The organism is Mucilaginibacter sp. P2_A5 (assembly GCF_056404995.1).
Map to the genome: position 1 here is coordinate 25,392 of NZ_JBFUCY010000007.1, position 17,856 is coordinate 43,247.

13 protein-coding genes and 4 tRNA genes are annotated in these 17,856 nt (G+C 43.5%); 8 read left to right on the forward strand and 9 right to left on the reverse strand.

Annotated features, from left to right (window positions below; translation table 11 throughout):
- Positions 1 to 83: 83 nt before the first annotated feature.
- Entirely contained in the window at positions 84 to 1,979 is a 1,896-nt protein-coding gene (locus tag AC1DXF_RS07630; protein WP_477447715.1) for a PAS domain-containing sensor histidine kinase, read from the reverse strand.
- Positions 1,980 to 2,206: 227 nt separating this feature from the next.
- Positions 2,207 to 3,130, reverse strand: coding sequence for a helix-turn-helix transcriptional regulator (locus tag AC1DXF_RS07635; protein WP_477447716.1), 924 nt, complete (start codon positions 3,128 to 3,130; stop codon positions 2,207 to 2,209).
- Between the two features lie 131 nt (positions 3,131 to 3,261).
- Between AC1DXF_RS07635 and AC1DXF_RS07640 the strand changes: the two genes are divergently transcribed.
- From AC1DXF_RS07640 to AC1DXF_RS07650, 3 genes are read left to right on the forward strand one after another with little or no spacing between them, the layout of a single operon-like run.
- Positions 3,262 to 5,328 carry a TonB-dependent receptor plug domain-containing protein gene (locus AC1DXF_RS07640; RefSeq protein ID WP_477447717.1) on the forward strand — a complete coding sequence of 689 codons (2,067 nt, stop codon included), beginning with the start codon at positions 3,262 to 3,264 and terminating at the stop codon, positions 5,326 to 5,328.
- Positions 5,329 to 5,364: 36 nt separating this feature from the next.
- The gene (locus tag AC1DXF_RS07645) at positions 5,365 to 5,973 is read left to right on the forward strand and encodes an HmuY family protein (protein WP_477447718.1); all 609 of its coding nucleotides are present in this window, start codon (positions 5,365 to 5,367) and stop codon (positions 5,971 to 5,973) included.
- Positions 5,974 to 6,025: 52 nt separating this feature from the next.
- Entirely contained in the window at positions 6,026 to 6,949 is a 924-nt protein-coding gene (locus AC1DXF_RS07650; protein WP_477447719.1) for a DUF6607 family protein, read from the forward strand.
- Between the two features lie 65 nt (positions 6,950 to 7,014).
- Here AC1DXF_RS07650 and AC1DXF_RS07655 read toward each other — a convergent pair whose 3' ends face one another.
- The 5 genes from AC1DXF_RS07655 to AC1DXF_RS07675 all read right to left on the reverse strand — a co-directional run bounded on the left by AC1DXF_RS07655 (position 7,015) and on the right by AC1DXF_RS07675 (position 10,161).
- The gene (locus AC1DXF_RS07655; protein ID WP_477447720.1) at positions 7,015 to 7,803 is read right to left on the reverse strand and encodes an HAD-IIA family hydrolase; all 789 of its coding nucleotides are present in this window, start codon (positions 7,801 to 7,803) and stop codon (positions 7,015 to 7,017) included.
- A gap of 246 nt (positions 7,804 to 8,049) precedes the next feature.
- On the reverse strand, positions 8,050 to 8,598 hold the full coding sequence (locus AC1DXF_RS07660) for a 2OG-Fe(II) oxygenase (protein ID WP_477447721.1): 549 nt from the start codon (positions 8,596 to 8,598) through the stop codon (positions 8,050 to 8,052).
- 179 nt (positions 8,599 to 8,777) lie between these two features.
- Positions 8,778 to 8,850: transfer RNA gene (locus AC1DXF_RS07665), tRNA-Lys, on the reverse strand.
- 96 nt (positions 8,851 to 8,946) lie between these two features.
- Positions 8,947 to 9,019 (reverse strand) — tRNA-Lys (locus AC1DXF_RS07670).
- A 134-nt stretch (positions 9,020 to 9,153) separates the two neighbouring features.
- Positions 9,154 to 10,161 (reverse strand): WD40/YVTN/BNR-like repeat-containing protein, encoded by a 1,008-nt coding sequence (locus AC1DXF_RS07675; protein WP_477447722.1) that lies wholly within the window; start codon positions 10,159 to 10,161, stop codon positions 9,154 to 9,156.
- Between the two features lie 116 nt (positions 10,162 to 10,277).
- Between AC1DXF_RS07675 and AC1DXF_RS07680 the strand changes: the two genes are divergently transcribed.
- From AC1DXF_RS07680 to AC1DXF_RS07695, 4 genes are all read left to right on the forward strand, one after another.
- Positions 10,278 to 10,361 (forward strand) — tRNA-Leu (locus tag AC1DXF_RS07680).
- Positions 10,362 to 10,446: 85 nt separating this feature from the next.
- Positions 10,447 to 10,530 (forward strand) — tRNA-Leu (locus tag AC1DXF_RS07685).
- Between the two features lie 110 nt (positions 10,531 to 10,640).
- On the forward strand, positions 10,641 to 11,579 hold the full coding sequence (locus tag AC1DXF_RS07690; RefSeq protein ID WP_477447723.1) for an alpha/beta hydrolase: 939 nt from the start codon (positions 10,641 to 10,643) through the stop codon (positions 11,577 to 11,579).
- A gap of 62 nt (positions 11,580 to 11,641) precedes the next feature.
- Positions 11,642 to 11,935, forward strand: a complete 294-nt coding sequence (locus AC1DXF_RS07695; protein WP_477447724.1) for a hypothetical protein — start codon at positions 11,642 to 11,644, stop codon at positions 11,933 to 11,935.
- 49 nt (positions 11,936 to 11,984) lie between these two features.
- On the opposite strand, the gene AC1DXF_RS07700 is transcribed toward AC1DXF_RS07695, so the two are convergent.
- Positions 11,985 to 12,350 carry a SnoaL-like domain-containing protein gene (locus AC1DXF_RS07700; protein WP_477447725.1) on the reverse strand — a complete coding sequence of 122 codons (366 nt, stop codon included), beginning with the start codon at positions 12,348 to 12,350 and terminating at the stop codon, positions 11,985 to 11,987.
- A 319-nt stretch (positions 12,351 to 12,669) separates the two neighbouring features.
- Between AC1DXF_RS07700 and smc the strand changes: the two genes are divergently transcribed.
- Positions 12,670 to 16,209, forward strand: a complete 3,540-nt coding sequence (gene smc / locus AC1DXF_RS07705; protein ID WP_477447726.1) for a chromosome segregation protein SMC — start codon at positions 12,670 to 12,672, stop codon at positions 16,207 to 16,209.
- 105 nt (positions 16,210 to 16,314) lie between these two features.
- Here the strand turns inward: smc and AC1DXF_RS07710 are convergent, their stop codons facing one another.
- On the reverse strand, positions 16,315 to 17,823 hold the full coding sequence (locus tag AC1DXF_RS07710; RefSeq protein ID WP_477447727.1) for a S41 family peptidase: 1,509 nt from the start codon (positions 17,821 to 17,823) through the stop codon (positions 16,315 to 16,317).
- Positions 17,824 to 17,856: the final 33 nt, after the last annotated feature.

Below are 17,856 nucleotides of genomic sequence, written 5' to 3' on the forward strand. Positions count from 1 at the left end.
CGATAAAGGCTGTATTGTATTTGTTAACGTCGCAAAAACCACGGGGTATAAAAGCGGAGTAAAACAAAACCGTTGTCATCTCCTTAGGCCAGTGGCAGCGAAAAATAGAAGGTCGAGCCTTTGCCGCTTTCACTTTTTGCCCATATTTTGCCGTCGTGCCTTTTGATAATTTCGGCACTCAGGTACAGGCCGATGCCAAAACCGGAAATATGGCGTAAATGGCTGCCTTCAACGCGATAATATCGGTCAAACACCCGGTCAATATCCGATGGCATAATGCCTATGCCCTCATCTTTAATGCTCACCGTTACCATTCCGCTTGCTGTTTGACAACGGATATCAATCAGTTTGCCTTTTGGCGAATACTTGATAGCGTTGCTGATGAGATTGGAAATAACAGAACTGATTTTATACAGGTCAGCATTAACTATAATATCATCGCATCCCTCCATAGTAAAAACATGGCTGCTTACGGTGAGTTTGGTTTCTTCCAGGATTTCGCGCAGCAAGTGATCAAGCCGGAAAGGCTCTTTTTCAATAAGCAACTGCCCGGATTCTAACCGCGAAATGTTCAGGAAACCATTGATCATGCTGGTCATCTTTTTTACCTGCCGGTTGGCGTTTTCCATGGCCCCTGGCAAAAACTCGTCTTCGCTGTTCCTGAGCTTAGCAGTGCCCATCTGAATAATGGCGCTAAGCGACGTAAGCGGTGTTTTAAGCTCGTGGCTAACCATCCCGATAAAATCATTCTTCCGCTGTTCCTCCTGCTTTTTTTCGGTGATATCCCGGGCAATTTTAGATAAACCAATAATATTGCCCCGCGCATCCTTGATGGGAGAAATTGTCAAAGAAATATCCAGGAGACGCCCGTCCTTTGTTAATCGTTTGGTTTCAAAATGCTCAACCCGCTCACCTTTTTTTAAACGCGCCAGTATTAGGGGCTCTTCATCCTGGCGGTCGGGAGGGATAATTTTATAAATCGTTTCGCCTATCATCTCGTCTGCCGTATAGCCAAAAATCCGTTCGGCTGCGGTGTTCCAACTGGTGATCACGCTTTCCAATGTTTTGCTAACGATGGCATCGTCAGAAGATTGGACGATTGCCGCCAGCTTCGCACTTCTTTCTTCGGCCTGCTTAATATCGGTAATATCCAGGGTAATAATCAGGCCGGCATCTACTTCGTTCTGTTCGTTTTTTAACGGCACAAAATGTACAATATAAAACTCGCCGGTTTCCGCTTTCCATTCAATTGAAAACCTGTCGCCGTTAATCACCCTTTCATACAAGTGGCGGGAGGCTTCGTAACGCTCAGGCGAAACTTCCGAGGGGTGCCTGCCTTCATACCCCTGCCGGTCAAAGCCCATTTTTTCCATGATATCGCCCTCGATGATTACATACCGGTGGTTCCTGTCTATCACAATGATCAGCGACCCGGGAATATTAAGCGCGATGGACCGGAACAATTTTTCGCTTCGCTGAAGGCTGGCCTGGGTTTCAATCAACGCGTCGTTGGTGGCCGCCAACTCTTCATTAGCCGCTGCGAGTTCTTCATTGGCGGCAGCAAATTCCTCGTTGGTGGTAGCCAATTCCTCATTAAGTCCATGGGCGGTATTCTCCAGCAGCCATACCGCTAAACTGGTGACACTGCCTTCATTGTTTTTTATAGGAGAATATACAAAACTAACCATTACCGTTTCCTTCTCACCATCATGTACCAGCGGGATCTCCCTTTCCCGGGCGGTATACGGGCGGCCTTCCTGAACGGCTTTGTTAAGGATCATTTCATCCTGATCAAGCCTGTCCAAAGGAAATACCTCCCGGTAATGCTTCCCCAAAACCGCCCCTTCCGGCTTACCGGTCAGTTTCAAAAAATGGGCATTAACCATTTCGACCACCAGGGTAGCCGCATCTACTATGCAAATACCCACCGGTGCATTCAGCACTATGTAGGATAAATTATACTCATTGAAGATTTGCATAAAGTCAAAGTATTTTCTTTAAACGTAAAGATAAATGAATATCAGTTAGGATGTTCTTAAATAATTGCCTATCTGTTAACCAATAACAATGCCTGGATGGCCCGTGATATTTAAAGCCGCCAGGCAACATTTAAATAATATGATTACATTTCCTGTATCCGGGCTTTTCTTTTTGTTGACGGCACCAAGGGTGGCTCAACATTAATCAATAAGTGAATGCATAAAAGCTAATAGCCCAAAAGTTTATTAATTTTACTGGGCAGGTAACCAAATTTTTTTTTGAATGCCGTTGTAAAATGGTGGGCGTTTTTATAACCCACTTCAAAAGCTACTTCCCTCACCGGTTTCCCATCTTTTAAAAGCAGCTTCGCTTTATCCATTCGCAGGTGATACAAATAACCAAAAACTGTTGTCCCAAAAACTTCTCTAAAGCCCTTTTTTAGTTTAAAATCGTTAAGGCCCACCTTATGTGCCAGCTCTATCAGCGAACATGGGTTTAACAGGTTTTCCTCTACTATGGTTTTGGCTTGATAGATTCGCTCAAGGTCATGCGCTTTCAAAAATGAATTGGCCGATTGTACGGCTAAAGCGGTCACCTGTTCTAATTCAAGAAAAAGTAATTCCAATGCCTTCGCCTCAAAATAAATATGATGGTTCCCTCTTTTATCAATATTAAGGATTATACCCTGGATAACCTGGCTCATTTGCAGCGTAGTTAGCCTGCTTGTTTGCAGCAACTCCAATTGTTCACGGTTCAATGCTGCTGGTATGCTCTTTTTCAAACTATCTCCCAGGAAGCAAACCACGAAGAGTAATAAATTGCATTGAAGGGTGGCCTTAAATTTTAGATGGCCGGGCGAAAAAAGGCAATGATGTTCTGCTTCACAAAACGGGAAGCCCGCTAAACCTGGCTGCGCTGGTCCTGATAAGGTAAAGGTCATTATCAGGCACAAGGTGTCAATCTCGACAGTAACCGGGCATTTTTTATTACCGCCAAAGTCAATCACAAAGAAGCGGATACCTGGCAACTCTACCGTCATAACGTTTACGCGGCCCCAGTTCCCGGTTTGATTGAACGCGGCTTTGTCCTTTAAAACATCATTAAACCTGTAAACATAATCACCCGATGAGGTAGTAGTAATCCTGATCATTATTAATCCGTATGGCGTTTATTAAAATCCCGTTAGCGTTATCATGCTGTTTGTAAATCGTCCAAATTTGCATCATTATTTTTAATTAGTCTAAATAAATGCAAATAAAATATATCCTTTACGCTTTTGTCATGTCATGTACATTCAATATGGCCTATGCGCAAAGGCGGGATACATTAAAAAAGGATACAACAAATATTAAGCAGCTGAAAGAAGTAGTGGTTACCGGAACCCGCACGCTGAAAAGCCTGCAACAGGTGCCAATACCAATTACCCGCATCACAGCTGATGAAATAAAGAAAAAGGGCCTGGTACGGCTGAATGAGATTTTGGCCGAGCAAACTGGGATAACTATTTTAGATGACCCGCACGGACAGGGCATCCAGATCCAGGGCTTTGACCCTGCGTATACCATGATCTTAATAGATGGGCTACCTTTAATTGGACGCAATACAGGTATCCTGGAGCTTTCCAGGATCACCATAAATAATATCGACCGGATTGAAATTGTAAAAGGCCCAACATCTTCCCTGTATGGCAGTGAAGCAATGGCCGGCGTTGTAAATATCATTACTGCAGATCCGGTAAAGGGAATATCGGGCGGGGCGGCAGCCAGGTACGGCACCAATAATACGGCAGATATTGGCATAAATTCGGCCTACAAAAATGACCGGTTCTACATTTCGGGCTTTGCCAACCGTTACAGCAGCGGCGGTTATACATTGCAGCCTTCATCAGGTCTGCCTACGGTTTCCCCATTCGCGGGCTATACGCTGAATGGCAAATCATCTTACAAAATAGACAATAGAACAACCCTCAAACTTTCGGTAAGGTATTATACCAATGACCAGGACAGCAGGTACCTGGTTGATAACCGCTATGCTACAGAAACGGGTACCGAAAAAGATTTTAACATAGCCCCGGTAATTACACATCGCTTTACGGAAAAACTACTTTCTACCCTGCAGCTTTACCGCTCAACCTATAAAACCAAGTCGGATGTAAGGTATGAGGATGACCAGTCTGTATACGACCAGACCTATTTTAACCAGGCCTTTAACCGTGCCGAGCTGCAAAATGATTATGCTTTAAAGGATAACCTGAAACTAACCGCTGGCGTGGGTGGCCAGTATGAAACGGTTGAAGCTACCCGCTACACCAAGCTACAATCATTCACATCTGGCTATGGCTACTTCCAGGCCGACTGGCTGCCGGTAAAAAAGCTGGATATTATTGCCGGTGGCAGGTATGATGTGCACAGCGTTTATAAATCGCAGTTAAGCCCAAAACTGGCGGCAAGCTATGCGCTTAGTCCCAAATTTACGGTACTTGGGTCGGTTGGTAAAGGTTATAAAGCGCCCGACTTTCGCCAGCTTTATTTAAACTTTACCAATGCCGAAGTTGGCTACAGTGTTTTCGGTTACGAAGAAGCAGGCGCAGGTATACAGCGCTTACAGCAAGCCGGGCAAATTGAAACCATATTGATTGACGCCGCTACGCTGAAAAGGTTAAACGCCGAAAGTTCCATGGCCTTTAATTTAGGTTACCGGTACAAACCAACAGGCAAACTCTATTGGACAGCCAACCTTTTCCGCAATAACATTACCAACCTCATCGAAACAGCGGCCATAGCTATAAAAACCAACGGGCAATCTGTTTTCTCCTACTTCAACCTCAATAAGGTTTATACACAGGGTATTGAAACCGACCTGAGCTACCAGGTATTCAAATCATTCCAGGTGGCAGGCGGCTTTCAATACCTGGAAGCATATGACCAGGAGGTTTTGAACCAGATAGCAGAGGGTAAAGTTTTTACCAAAGATCCCGAAACCAATCTTACTAAAGTTATCAAAAGAAGTGATTACGGCGGTCTGCTCGGCCGGTCAAAATACACCTACAATATTCGTGTAAACTACCTCGACGAAAGCTCAGGCATCAATGCCTCCATAAGGGCAATCTATCGCGGCAGATACGGCTATAAGGACACCGATGGAAACGGCATTGTAAACCGCGATGACGAATACACCAAAGGATACGTACTGGTTCACGCCTCGTTATCCAAACCACTGATGAAAGATGCCATCAGGGTACAGTTTACGGCGCAAAACCTGCTGAACTATAAAGATGCCCTGGTTATTCTTAACCTGCCTGGCAGGCTCATTTACGCCGGGATAGCTTATAATTTCAATAAAAAATAACACACAAATTAAATAACCCTTCAAACAATAAAACACATGAACAAATTCACAACTCTATCATTGGCATTAAGCAGCGCAATCATTTTACTGGCATCATCATGCAGTAAAAACAGCGATGACGCCACTCCTGCTGTAAGTAAACTTACCACAAAAACAGTTACCGATCTTGACGGCTCAACAACTAATGTTTACTACAGCCTGTCAACCGGCGCGCAAATTACCGGCGCCGATACAGCGACAACTAAATGGGATATTAAATTTAAGGGGACAAGCATATTTATAAACGGCGGCACATCTGGTACCGGAACTACCCAGGCCCAAATAGTAAGCAGCACTTTTGAAACTTTAACTACGGCGCCAACCGCCGGTTATAAAACGGATGCAACAGGCGCGCCTGCTATATCGGGGTGGTACACTTATACTGCCACCACCGAGCCGCAGCACGCCATCCTTACTGTTCCGGGTAAGATCATCGTAATCAAAACCTCGGCGGGCAACTATGCCAAGGTGGAAATGATAAGCTATTATAAGGGCAATCCAAACACAACAACCGCCGAATTTGCAAACCTGGCTACCAGGCCGGCGTCGCGCTATTACACTTTCCGTTTTGCTTACCAGGGCGATGGTACAACCAGTTTACAATAACCATAGGCTACCATAATTACAAAAACAAATAAATAAAACACTTCAAATCATCATGAAAAAACAAATATGTTTAACGCTGGGCCTGCTGATCATGAGTACAGCCGCCCTTTACGCGCAATCAAAAATGGAACAGGACCGCGCAGCCATCCGTTCGCTCGGCGGCTTTTATAAAGTAACCTTTGACTATACGGAAACTTTTGCGCCTGATACTGCTTACAAAAACCATTCTAAATATCACTCCTCGGGTTATGAGTGGGCGGTAGTTGAGGAAGAATCGCCCAAAAAGATCGTGATCCAGCATATCCTGGTTACCGGTGATACCTCTGTGATTAAGCATTGGCGGGAGGATTGGGTTTATGAAGAAAACAACCTGGTGACGTTTGACAAAGACAATAGCTGGAAAAAAGCGATCTTAAAGCCAGCCGAGGCGAAAGGCCGCTGGGTGCAAAAAGTATTCCAGGTTGATGACAGCCCCCGCTATGAAAGTATTGGTACATGGATACATGCCGATGGCAGTCACGAGTGGCACAGTGAATGCGATGCCCCCCTGCCCCGCCGGGAGTTTACCAAGCGCAGCGATTATAATGTGCTTCGCCGGGGAAACAGGATTTACCTGACCGCTAACGGGTGGATGTTTGAGCAGGATAACCAGAAAATTATCCGTTCGGCCACAGAAGATAAATTACTGGTGCGCGAAAAAGGTTACGAGGAATTTACCAAAGCGGATGAAAGTAAATTTAATTATGCCAAAAGCTGGTGGAAAAGCCGGAAACCTTACTGGACATCTGTGAGGCAGGTTTGGGACGAAGTTTATGCACAGCACGCACAGGTAAAACTAAAGGGAAAAACAGATGGAAAGCTGCTATATGAAAGGCTTTTTGACCTGGCCGATCGGTCTGCAAAAGAAAAATGGGACACCGCCAAAAATAAATTGGAAATCAGCAAGGTGATCGAAAATTATTTAGCAGCCATTTAAAAATCAAAGTCCTGCGCTTACCGTCGTAATTTCCACGGAAACGGCGGTAAGGCAGGCACTAATTTTTAACCAGGAACTTTATCCCACCATTTTAAAGGAAATTTAATTTCGTCCACCGAACTTGCAACCATATCCGGCTTAAATGCATAATGCGCAAGCCTGTCTTTAGTTGATATCCCCGACAACACCAGGATTGTTTTATAGCCCATTTGTACGCCTCCCTGTATATCGGTTTCCATCGTATCGCCTATAACGGTTGTTTCTGCAGTTTCCAAGCCCAGGAACTTACGTGCCGAGCGCATCATCACCGGGCTTGGCTTCCCGGTAACAAAAGCTTTCCTGCCTGTGGCCTCTTCAATCATCGCGGTAGTTGCAGCAATCCCTAAATTGTTCCATCCCGGTTTTTTGGGAGAGGGGTCACGGTTTGTGGTAATAAACTTGGCGCCTGCCAAAATCATATCTACCGCGCGCTGTACCATTTCTAATGTAAAATTCCGGCCTTCGCCCAAAACAACAAACTCCGGATCGGTGTTTACCAGCGTAATGCCATTTTCATGTAAACTGCTCAGCAAACCACCTTCGCCCAAAACATAGGCGGTTCCGTTAGGGCTTTGATCGCCCAAAAACTTTCCGGTAGCCATTGCGCTTGTATAAACATGCCTATCTTCCACCTCAATCCCCAAACCTTTCAATTTACGTACAACTTCCAGGCTTGTGCGCTGGCTGTTGTTGGTCATAAAGGCAAAAGGTATATCGTTATCAATTAAATGCTTAATAAATTTATCTGCCCCAAATATCAATTCTTCGCCGCTATAGATAACGCCATCCATATCGATTAAAAGTCCTTGTTTCATATTACGTTTTTTATATTATAAGTTATGAGAAGACTGGCTTCTCCATATTCAAATATACGATATTAATAACAAATTGAATATTTCATTAAAAATGCCGTAATTTTTTTATTTATTTATTAACAATTTATTAATACAAACAAGCTTTAGAAAAGCATTCCAACATATCTTGAGCCTTCAATTTCTGAAGAATTTGTGATATAGGTTAACTGCATTAGTGACCTGCTTTTCTGACTTAACAATTAAGTTTTATTCTTCCAGGCAAAACATGATGTCGGTACGTAAAACATACTTTATACCATTAATCACCGGCTTGCCTTCGTGTTCTAAATTGTGTAAGAAAACAAGCGCCAACCCCTTTTTCGGTTGAATAGTGAGGCTACCGAAATTCGTCTCGCCTCCTTCATAATTTTCATTTAAATAAATCATAAAGGTATAGTAGCTTGCTTCGCCATCACTTCTGATGTAACTCTGATCCCTGTGGCGCTTAAATTCCTGACCGGGCTGATACTTGTAAAATCTAAAAAGCTCATTTAACCCAACGGCTTTACTATACCCAATTTGGTTAGGTGCAAATGGCTTTAGTTGTTGCCACAGTATGCCGGCAAGTTCATGGTCTTTATAAATCACCCTGTTGTTATTACGAACCGTGGTAACAACTTTTTGTCCGCTCCCTGTTTCAATGGTTGCGGGCTCGTAACCGATGGCTTCACTTTTAAAAATAAAATCATCACACGCTTCCGGCGTCCAAAAATCCTCAATTATGAAAATATCATTTGTCAGAACATGGAGTTTCATTATGCGTAGCTTTAATATCGGCTCACCTTTAAGGTTTCTGGTAGCATGCAAGCCTTTTGATATTCAAATATAGGATAAAAGTTTATCGGAACTTTACCTTTTAGCCCCTGCCTGCTGTGCAAATCGCGGATCAAAAAACTGGCTTTAAATAAAAAAGCCTTCTTTCGAAGGCTTCTCTGTGATCCCGCTGGGATTCGAACCCAGGACCCCAACATTAAAAGTGTTATGCTCTACCAGCTGAGCTACGGAATCGTTACTTTTCGACTTTCCCGGTACTGCTACCGTTTCTGTTTAAAGAGATTCAATTATGGTTTTAAATAAGAAAAGCCTTCTTTCAAAGGCTTTTCGTGATCCCGCTGGGATTCGAACCCAGGACCCCAACATTAAAAGTGTTATGCTCTACCAGCTGAGCTACGGAATCATACTTTTCAACTTTCCCGGCACTGCTACCGTTTCCGTTTAAAGTGGTGCAAATATAGGGCGATTAATTATATGATGCAAGTGCTATTTGTAATTAATTGTAAACTATTTGTTAAGCTATTAATTGCCAATAAACTACATTTTAAATATGGCTATTTTACCCTTGTCGCCAGCCAATAAAACCAGTTTTCCGTGTTTAGCCCTGCGGCAAACATTAAAGCTGGTGGCATCAATTTTTTGCCATGACTCGCCGTTGGCCGTTGATAAGCTGGTGCCGGATGTCCCTGTAGATAAATATATCCTCCCTTGTATGCGTTCAACACATGACTGAAACCCGGTGGCGCCTGCCGGCAAAACCTTGTATGTGTTGCTTTTTTTATCGTACTTACAAATTACAGAATCCGTTACTTTATCTTTTGAATAGTTACCCCCTACTGCCACCAATAGATCATCAGATATCGAAAAAGAACCTTTACTACCTGCATTTTGTGCAAGAGGTAAACTTTTTGTTTGCCACTGCGGTTTGTCGCAATTACATAACTGTAAAAAACGGGCTACTGTGCCGCCGCTTGCTATAACCACACCCAAATCTTTATTAACCCTTAAGCAGGTACCGCTTGCTGCAAAGGCGGCCTCGCCAGGTAAAGCATCGGGCGTGTTTTGCATTTCGGCCCAGGTTTCGCCGCCATCAGTGGTTTCCATCAGCAGGAATTTATTTTTTATAGGATCTCCTAAAATGTAGCCGTGTTTGGCGTCGGCAAAATCCATGGCATCAAAAAAGTATATGCTATCGGTTTTGCGGCATTTTTCCTGCCAGGTTTTACCGCCATCGGTAGTTTTTAAAACCAGCGCCGGAGTGCCCGAACTCATGATTACGGCCTCTTTAGCGTTAAATGCTTCTATATCCCTAAATTCGGCTTTTTCATAGCCGGCAACCTGCTGCCAGGTCCAGGTTGCGCCGCCATCGGTGGTAATGGCTATGTGACCTTTGCTGCCGCTTATCCAGGCGGTTTTATCATCAACAACCGATAAACCGCGAATACTTGTTGGTTTATCCTGTTGTAAAATGGTGATGGTTTGCGCGGCCGAAACAAATGGCGTAAACAGTAAAACTGTGATTATTAGCTGGTAAAAACGTTTCATGAAGCCTAAATTAAGCCTAAACCGCACAAGTAACAACTGACTGTGTATTTTTAAATTTATTATAAGGCTTTTTGACGGAAACGTTTATATTTGCACGCTTGTTAATAAAACAACAGGCCCGGATGGCGAAATTGGTAAACGTTGCGGTCTCAGAAGCCGTTGAGAATTGTCTCTTGAGAGTTCGAGTCTCTCTTCGGGCACGCCGGAAATGAAGTTGAAAGTCTTAAGTCCTAAGTGAAAAGTGAAAACTTTTGACTAACGACTTAAGACTTTAGACTTAAAAATGCCCAGGTGGCGAAATTGGTAGACGCACCATCTTGAGGGGGTGGCATTCGTAAGGATGTACGAGTTCGAATCTCGTTCTGGGCACTTCGCAAAAATTCAAAAAATCATTTCTTCCTGCTACGTTCAGCTATATTTAGCTTTCATCTAAACATCCTATTGTGTTAGTTGTAACGTATATACATTAAACACCGCAAATGTATAAATACCTATTATCCATATTTATCACCTTATTTACAGCATTAACCCTGCGGGCGCAAAGCCCCGCCACATCATATAGATATAAAGATTATGTTTTCACAGACATCGATTTTAAAGAAAACTTAAGTTACTATCCGGCCGCAAAACCCGGGGACAAAAAATCGTACTTATTTGATCTATATCAACCCAAAGGCGACAACTCTACGGCCCGTCCCCTAATTATCTGGATGCACGGCGGTGGTTTTAAATATGGCTCAAAGGCCGACGAGGGTATCAGGATCTGGAGCAGGGATTTTGTGCAGCGTGGCTACTTGTGCGCGGCAATTAACTACCGGCTAAGCAAAAACAACCCGGTATTCCATTTTGATGAATTGCAAAAAAGCTGCTATTATGCCGTACAGGATGTAAAAACGGCTATAGCTTATTTTAAACTACACTACGCCGAATACCGTATCGATACCAACAAAATAATTCTTGCCGGTAATTCGGCGGGCGGCATTATAGCCTTGCAGGCCGCTTATAGCAGCAATGCCGAACTTTCCAGGCGTACGGGCGTAGCCGACCTTACGGCATTACTTAAGCCCGATGACAAGGCCAAAGTTGCAGGCATCATCAACTTTTGGGGAGGTATTCTTGACATCCGCTGGTTAAAAAATGCGCGGATACCAATTGTAAGCGCCTATGGCTCGCACGATCGTATTTTAAACCCCGCGCAGGCAGATACCGGGATGTATGGCAGTATTGCTATCCACCGCAAGGCCGACGAACTGCATATAAAAAACAGCATAAAAGTATTTGAGGGTTTCGGGCACGAGTTGCAAAGGCACTTCAACCCGCTTTTTGATGCCGGTAAACCCTCGCAAAAAAGATGGCTTGAGGCGGCCCGGTTTGCAGCCGGTTTTTACTACGAAATATTATTTAAGAAACCGGAGTAAACAATTGTTGTTTTTTGCAGTTATAATATTGAAATTGCTTTGATCCAATTAATTACACATACATGAGAGTCACAAAAATTATCACGATTGCAACCATAGCGTTAATGAGCTTTGAGGCTTTTGATGCCACAGCCGAAGCATTGCCGGCTGTTGAGGCAACGTCTGTTTTGCAAATCAAGCTTCCACCTCCGCCGCCACGGCCACCTGCACCGCCAAATCCGTTCAGGAGGCATCACCGGCGCGTACGCAGGCATCACCGCAGGTTGCATATCAAATTGCCGCCGCGTCCGCCTGCACCGCCAAATCCGTTGAATTTGCCAACACCGCCGCGTCCGCATTTGCCGCCGCGTCCATAATTAAAAAAGCCCTCCCGATAGTACATCCGGAGGGCTTTTATATTCAGGTTTACTGGGGAAGGTTATAAAAAAATGTTTCGGTTACAATTTTACCGTCTTTAACTTCGTAAACACAAACTTCGCTCATCATGCTGCGGCCCTGGCCTTTATAGGTTACATCCATATCCATGGTTACCGCAAAAAAGTTACCGCTTACAATCGGGTCAGATACCTGGCTGCTGTGAACTTCTTCAACCATATCATACCATTGCTGATTTTTGGCTATGGCGGCTTCCTTGCCTTCCGAAAGCTCCATATGCGAACCCTTTGGCTCATGGCCTACCACATCATCGGCATACAACTCATCTATGGCATCTAAATTTTTGCCTGCACGGCAAAACTCCACTAATTTTCCGGCTACTTCCTGTGTATTCATCTCTGGTTGGTTTTATTGGTTAATGTTGTATAAAGTTACTCAGTATTATAAAAACCGTGGCATTATTTGTTTTAAGTTTAGGTTAAGCTTTGTTCAAGTCAATAGTCTTAAGTTCTAAGTCTTTAGTCGATTTTGGACTTTCTGATACGGCATTCAATACTTAGAATTCGAGCCTCCGAATAACCAAACAAAAACGCCAACCTTTCACCTTTAGCCTTTCACCTTTAACGCTCCCCCCTTCCGCAAAAAAAGTTTAATAAAATCATTTTTTTATGATTACTTTGAAGGTTAAATTTTTGCAAGGGATACAACAAATTAAATGCAGCTTACCCGCTTAGAAATCAAGGGCTTTAAGAGTTTTGGAGATAAGATCACCATTAATTTTAATGAGGGTGTAACTGCCATTGTAGGCCCCAACGGCTGCGGTAAATCAAACGTTGTCGACTCCATCCGCTGGGTACTGGGCGAACAAAGCACCAAGATGCTCCGCTCGGAGAAGATGGACAACGTAATATTTAACGGCACCAAAACCCGTAAAGCAGCCAACCTTGCCGAAGTTTCCCTTACCTTTGATAACACCAAAAACGTACTGCCTACTGATTATTCGCAGGTTACCCTTACCCGCAAGCTTTACCGCACCGGCGAAAGCGAGTACCGGTTGAATGATGTGCAGTGCCGCTTAAAAGATATTACCGATCTTTTCCTGGATACGGGCATCGGCTCAGATTCGTACTCCATCATCGAGCTGCGGATGATTGACGAGATCATTACCAACAAGGAAGGCTCTCGCCGTAATTTATTCGAGGAAGCATCGGGCATCTCCAAATACAAGCTGCGCAAAAAGCAAACGTTCAATAAGCTAAAAGATACTGAAGCCGATTTAGAACGTGTTGAGGATTTACTTTTCGAGATTGAAAAGAACCTGAAAACACTGGAGAACCAGGCCAAAAAAACTGAGCGCTATTACCGCATCAAGGATCAGTATAAATCGCTGAGCATTATGCTGGCCTCGTTCAGGATAGTATCTTTCAGCGAATCGTTGGCAAAAATTCAGGACCAGGAACAAAAACAAAAAGCCGATAAAGGCGGCATTGTTGCCCAGATAGATACTTTGGAGGCAGCCTTGCAGCAGCAAAAGCTGGATAGCATTACCAAAGAGAAAAACCTGTCGGTACAGCAAAAAACCACCAATGAGTTTGTATCGAAGATTCGCGCTTATGAAAGCGAGAAAAAGATCAAGAACGAGCAGCTAAAATTCCAGCAGGATAAAGAAGCGCGGCTGACAGAAGAACTGGACAAAGATAAAAACCAGTTAAACCACGTTTTTTATAACATCAAACGACTGTCGGAAGAAAAGGCGCTGGAAGATGAAACCCTGCAAACCATTAAAACCCGCCTTGCCGATTTGAAAGAAGCGGTTGACGAGTTGCGCCTGCAGCAAACATCGGCACGTAACGAGCTGACCGAAATAACCGGCATCAACACCCGCCTGCAAAACCAGGCCTATAAAGCCGAGAAGGATATCGATATCCTGCAAATTCAGCAACAGGCGCTGGAGCAGGAAAGCCAACGCAACATGGAAGATACCACCAATAAGGAGGTGGAACTTTCGCACTTTAATCAGGTAGTTGCCGAACTACAAAACCGTAAGGAAACGCTGGATTTTGATTACCAGCAGGCCCTTGATTTTGAAAACAAGTTAAAGGAGCAGATAGCAGAAACGGATGCCGAACTAAGTTTGGTAAAAGATACCATCATTAAAGAAAGCCGCAAGCTGGATGCCAAACAAAACGAGTACAACCTTACCAAAAGCATGGTGGATAACCTGGAGGGCTTTCCCGAGTCCATCCGCTTTTTAAAGAAAAATACCGACTGGGCCAAAAATGCCCCCCTGTTTAGCGATGTACTGTTTTGTAAAGAGGAATACCGCGTAGCAATTGAAAACTACCTGGAACCGCTGATGAACTACTACGTAGTTGAAAATTATGACGAGGCTATAAAGGCCATCCAGTTATTGAGCAATTCGTCACGTGGCCGCGCGCATTTTTTTATCCTTGAAAATTATAGCGAGATAAACCCAACCAACCCTGCTTTTGAAAATGCAGGCGCGGTATCCGCCCTTAAAGTTATCGAGGTTGATAAGCGCTACATTAACCTGTGTAACCATCTGCTGAAAGATGTATACCTGGTTGATGACGATAAAGACCAGCAAATTAACAACGCTGCCCTGCCCGATGGCGTTGTGCTAATAGGTAAGAGCGGTAAGTTCAACAAATCAAAACATACCATGGCCGGCGGATCGGTAGGTTTGTTTGAGGGAAAAAGGATTGGGCGCGCCAAAAACCTGGAAAACCTGGCTAAAGAGATCAAGGCTATCGAAAACCTGGTTAACACGCAGAAAAGCAAATCTGACGAATTACAGAGTAAGTTATCTGCTTTAAGGTCATCAACCAAAAGCGCCGAGATTAACGAGCAGCAGATGATCATTAACCGGCTGAATACCGAACTGATCACGGTAAAAACCCGGCAGGAACAGTACCAGACATTTATTGAAAACAGCCTTAACCGTAAGGATGATATAGCCCGCAAAATTGAAGGTATTAAGGCCGAAATGGAAGCTCTGCACCCACAGCTGGCCGATTTAAAAGCCCAGAAGCAAATTCAAAGCGAACTACTCGTTGATAAACAAGCCGAATTTAACGAACTGAACGAATATGTATCGGTGCAATCAAACGCCTTTAACCAGGAGAATATCCGTTTTCACCAGCAGCAAAACAAGGTATCGGGCCTGGTAAAAGACCTGGAATACCGCGATAATCAGCAGGAAAACCTGGAGGCCCGCATCAAACAAAACAGCACCGAACTGGAAAAGGTAAAAATTGCCATACAGGATAACCTGAAGCAATCTGATAACTCCGACGATGACCTGCTGGAAATGTACGAGCAAAAAGAAAACCTGGAAAAAGCCACCCAACAGGCCGAACAGGAATACTATCAATGGCGAGGCATCATCACCGAAAATGAAAACGAGATAACCGCGCTTCGCCGTAAAAAGGATAACCACGAAGTAATTGAAAATGAACTTCGTGACGAGCGTAATAACCTGAAGCTTGAACTAAATGCGCTTAAAGAACGCCTCTCGGTTGAGTTTAATATAGATATTGAAGACCTGCCCGAAACGGAAGTGCCTGCTGAAAGCGAACAGGAGTTACGCGAAAAGGCCGAGAAACTTAAAAAACAACTGGACGATTTCGGCGCCATCAATCCTATGGCGGTTGAGGCCTATAATGAGATGAATGAGCGTTACACCTTCATCCAGGCACAAAAGAAGGACCTGAGCGAGGCTAAGGCATCGCTGCTGGCAACTATCCAGGAGATTGATGATACCGCTAAAGAAAAGTTCATGCGTGCCTTTGTGATGGTGCGCGAAAACTTTATCAAAGTATTCCGTTCACTGTTTAATGATGAAGATTCGTGTGATTTGATCCTGACTGATCCAAGTCACCCGCTGGAATCGGACATTGACATCATCGCGAAGCCAAAAGGGAAACGCCCGTTATCTATCAACCAACTATCCGGAGGAGAAAAAACACTTACAGCAACAGCCATACTGTTCTCGCTTTACCTGTTAAAACCTGCCCCGTTTTGTATTTTTGATGAGGTGGATGCTCCGCTTGATGACACCAATATTGATAAATTCAATAACATCATCCGCACCTTTTCAAAAGATTCGCAATTCATCATTGTATCGCACAACAAACGCACCATTGCCAGCACCGACGTTATTTATGGCGTAACCATGGTTGAGCAGGGAATATCCCGTGTGGTGGCTGTTGATTTGCGGGAACTGGCTGATTAGGAAGATAACGGGTTTCCAAAGAAATTAAATTACCGACTCTCGAATTCAAATAAAAAGGGCAAAAGATAAAATCCATTGCCCTTTTTATTTATTTTTCGCGCTTTTTTACTTACGGCGAAGTCCTTTTTCACTAACCATACCTCTAAATTTACGTTCATCCAGCTTAAGTGTCATCTCTAAAACTTGCTGTGCCGACATGGTTTTAGTTTTTGTCAAACTCTGAACTTTCGGACCTGAAACATCATACACTCCCGTATTGATATAGTTTAATGCATGTTGCAGTAATACTTCCGTGCTATCTCCAAAATCCTTTGTTACATCATCATAATCAAGTTTACCCGGATAATCTGTTGAACCTGGCGTCATTCCCGAATAATAGCCACCCTGATTAGCCGAGTTTTTGGTTTCAAACTGAGGCACAAATAACTGGTATTTATTGATATCTATGGCAAAAAAGCCTACCGGCTTACCATAGCTTGTACGGCCTATAAGCTTAACTTCCATTTCAGGACGCAGGTTATTAATTGTAAGTTCACTTGCCGATGCTGTTGAACCGGTCACTATGAAAAACACCTTACTTATATTTAACGAACCATTCTTTGCGAAATTAATCCGATTGTTGGCGGGTAAAAAATCGCCTTTGTTAATATTATATATGGCACTTAGCAGTGGGTGATTATCAGCCTGTAGCTTACTATTATAATAATAGGTAAACATCTGAGTGCCACTTTTTGCAGCAGGTACAATCAGGTTATCCAGGTATTCGGCTGTTTCAACGCTTCCACCCAGGTTGTAGCGGAAGTCTACAACCAGATCTGTAATGCCGGCAGCGCTAAAGGCATTAAATGCCTTTAATAATTGTGGGCGCGCGTTTTCTATTACAGTAAAAGTATTAAAAACAATATATCCTATCTTTTTGTCACCCATGATAAAAACCTTGTATTTTAACACTGGGTTAATGGTATAATCGGCCACCTTCAACGGCACATCTACCGTGGTATTATCAGCTTTTTTAAGCGTCATAGTTATCGGGGAAGTACCAAAAATCGCGTTTACCACAAAGTTCACGTTGGCGCCATTATCATAATCCAAACTGGTACGGTTATTAAGTTTTACTATCTGATCGCCCCTTTTAATACCTGCGCTATCAGCTGGCGACCCCGGGTATACATATTTTATGCGCAGGTCATTAGTTTCCTGGTATAAAACCGAAAATCCAAAATCACCGCTTATACCCCCCAACTCTGTAGAAACGGATCCATCATCAATAAACGAATATTTAGCCGAACCCGGATCATCTGCATAATACTCGTAGGGCTTACCCGTTGCCGGGTTTATTTTAAACTGTGATATAGCGTCAACCTCTTTTGTAAGCGCGTTTATTTCATTGGTACCTGTATAACTACGCGGCAGGAATGTTTTGTAATCTGGGATGGCATCGTACCATAAATAGGTTTCCTTGGCATACAGGTAAACAGAATCCTTGATCAAATTGGATATTTCTAACTTGATTGCCGTGGAGTCGGTAGCATTAACAATTATTTTTTTATCCTTGTGGCATGCTGATAACAAGCCGACAGTAAGGATGAGCGTTAAGTAAAGTATTTTTTTCATGTACAACGAATATAATGTGTTAACGAAATAAAA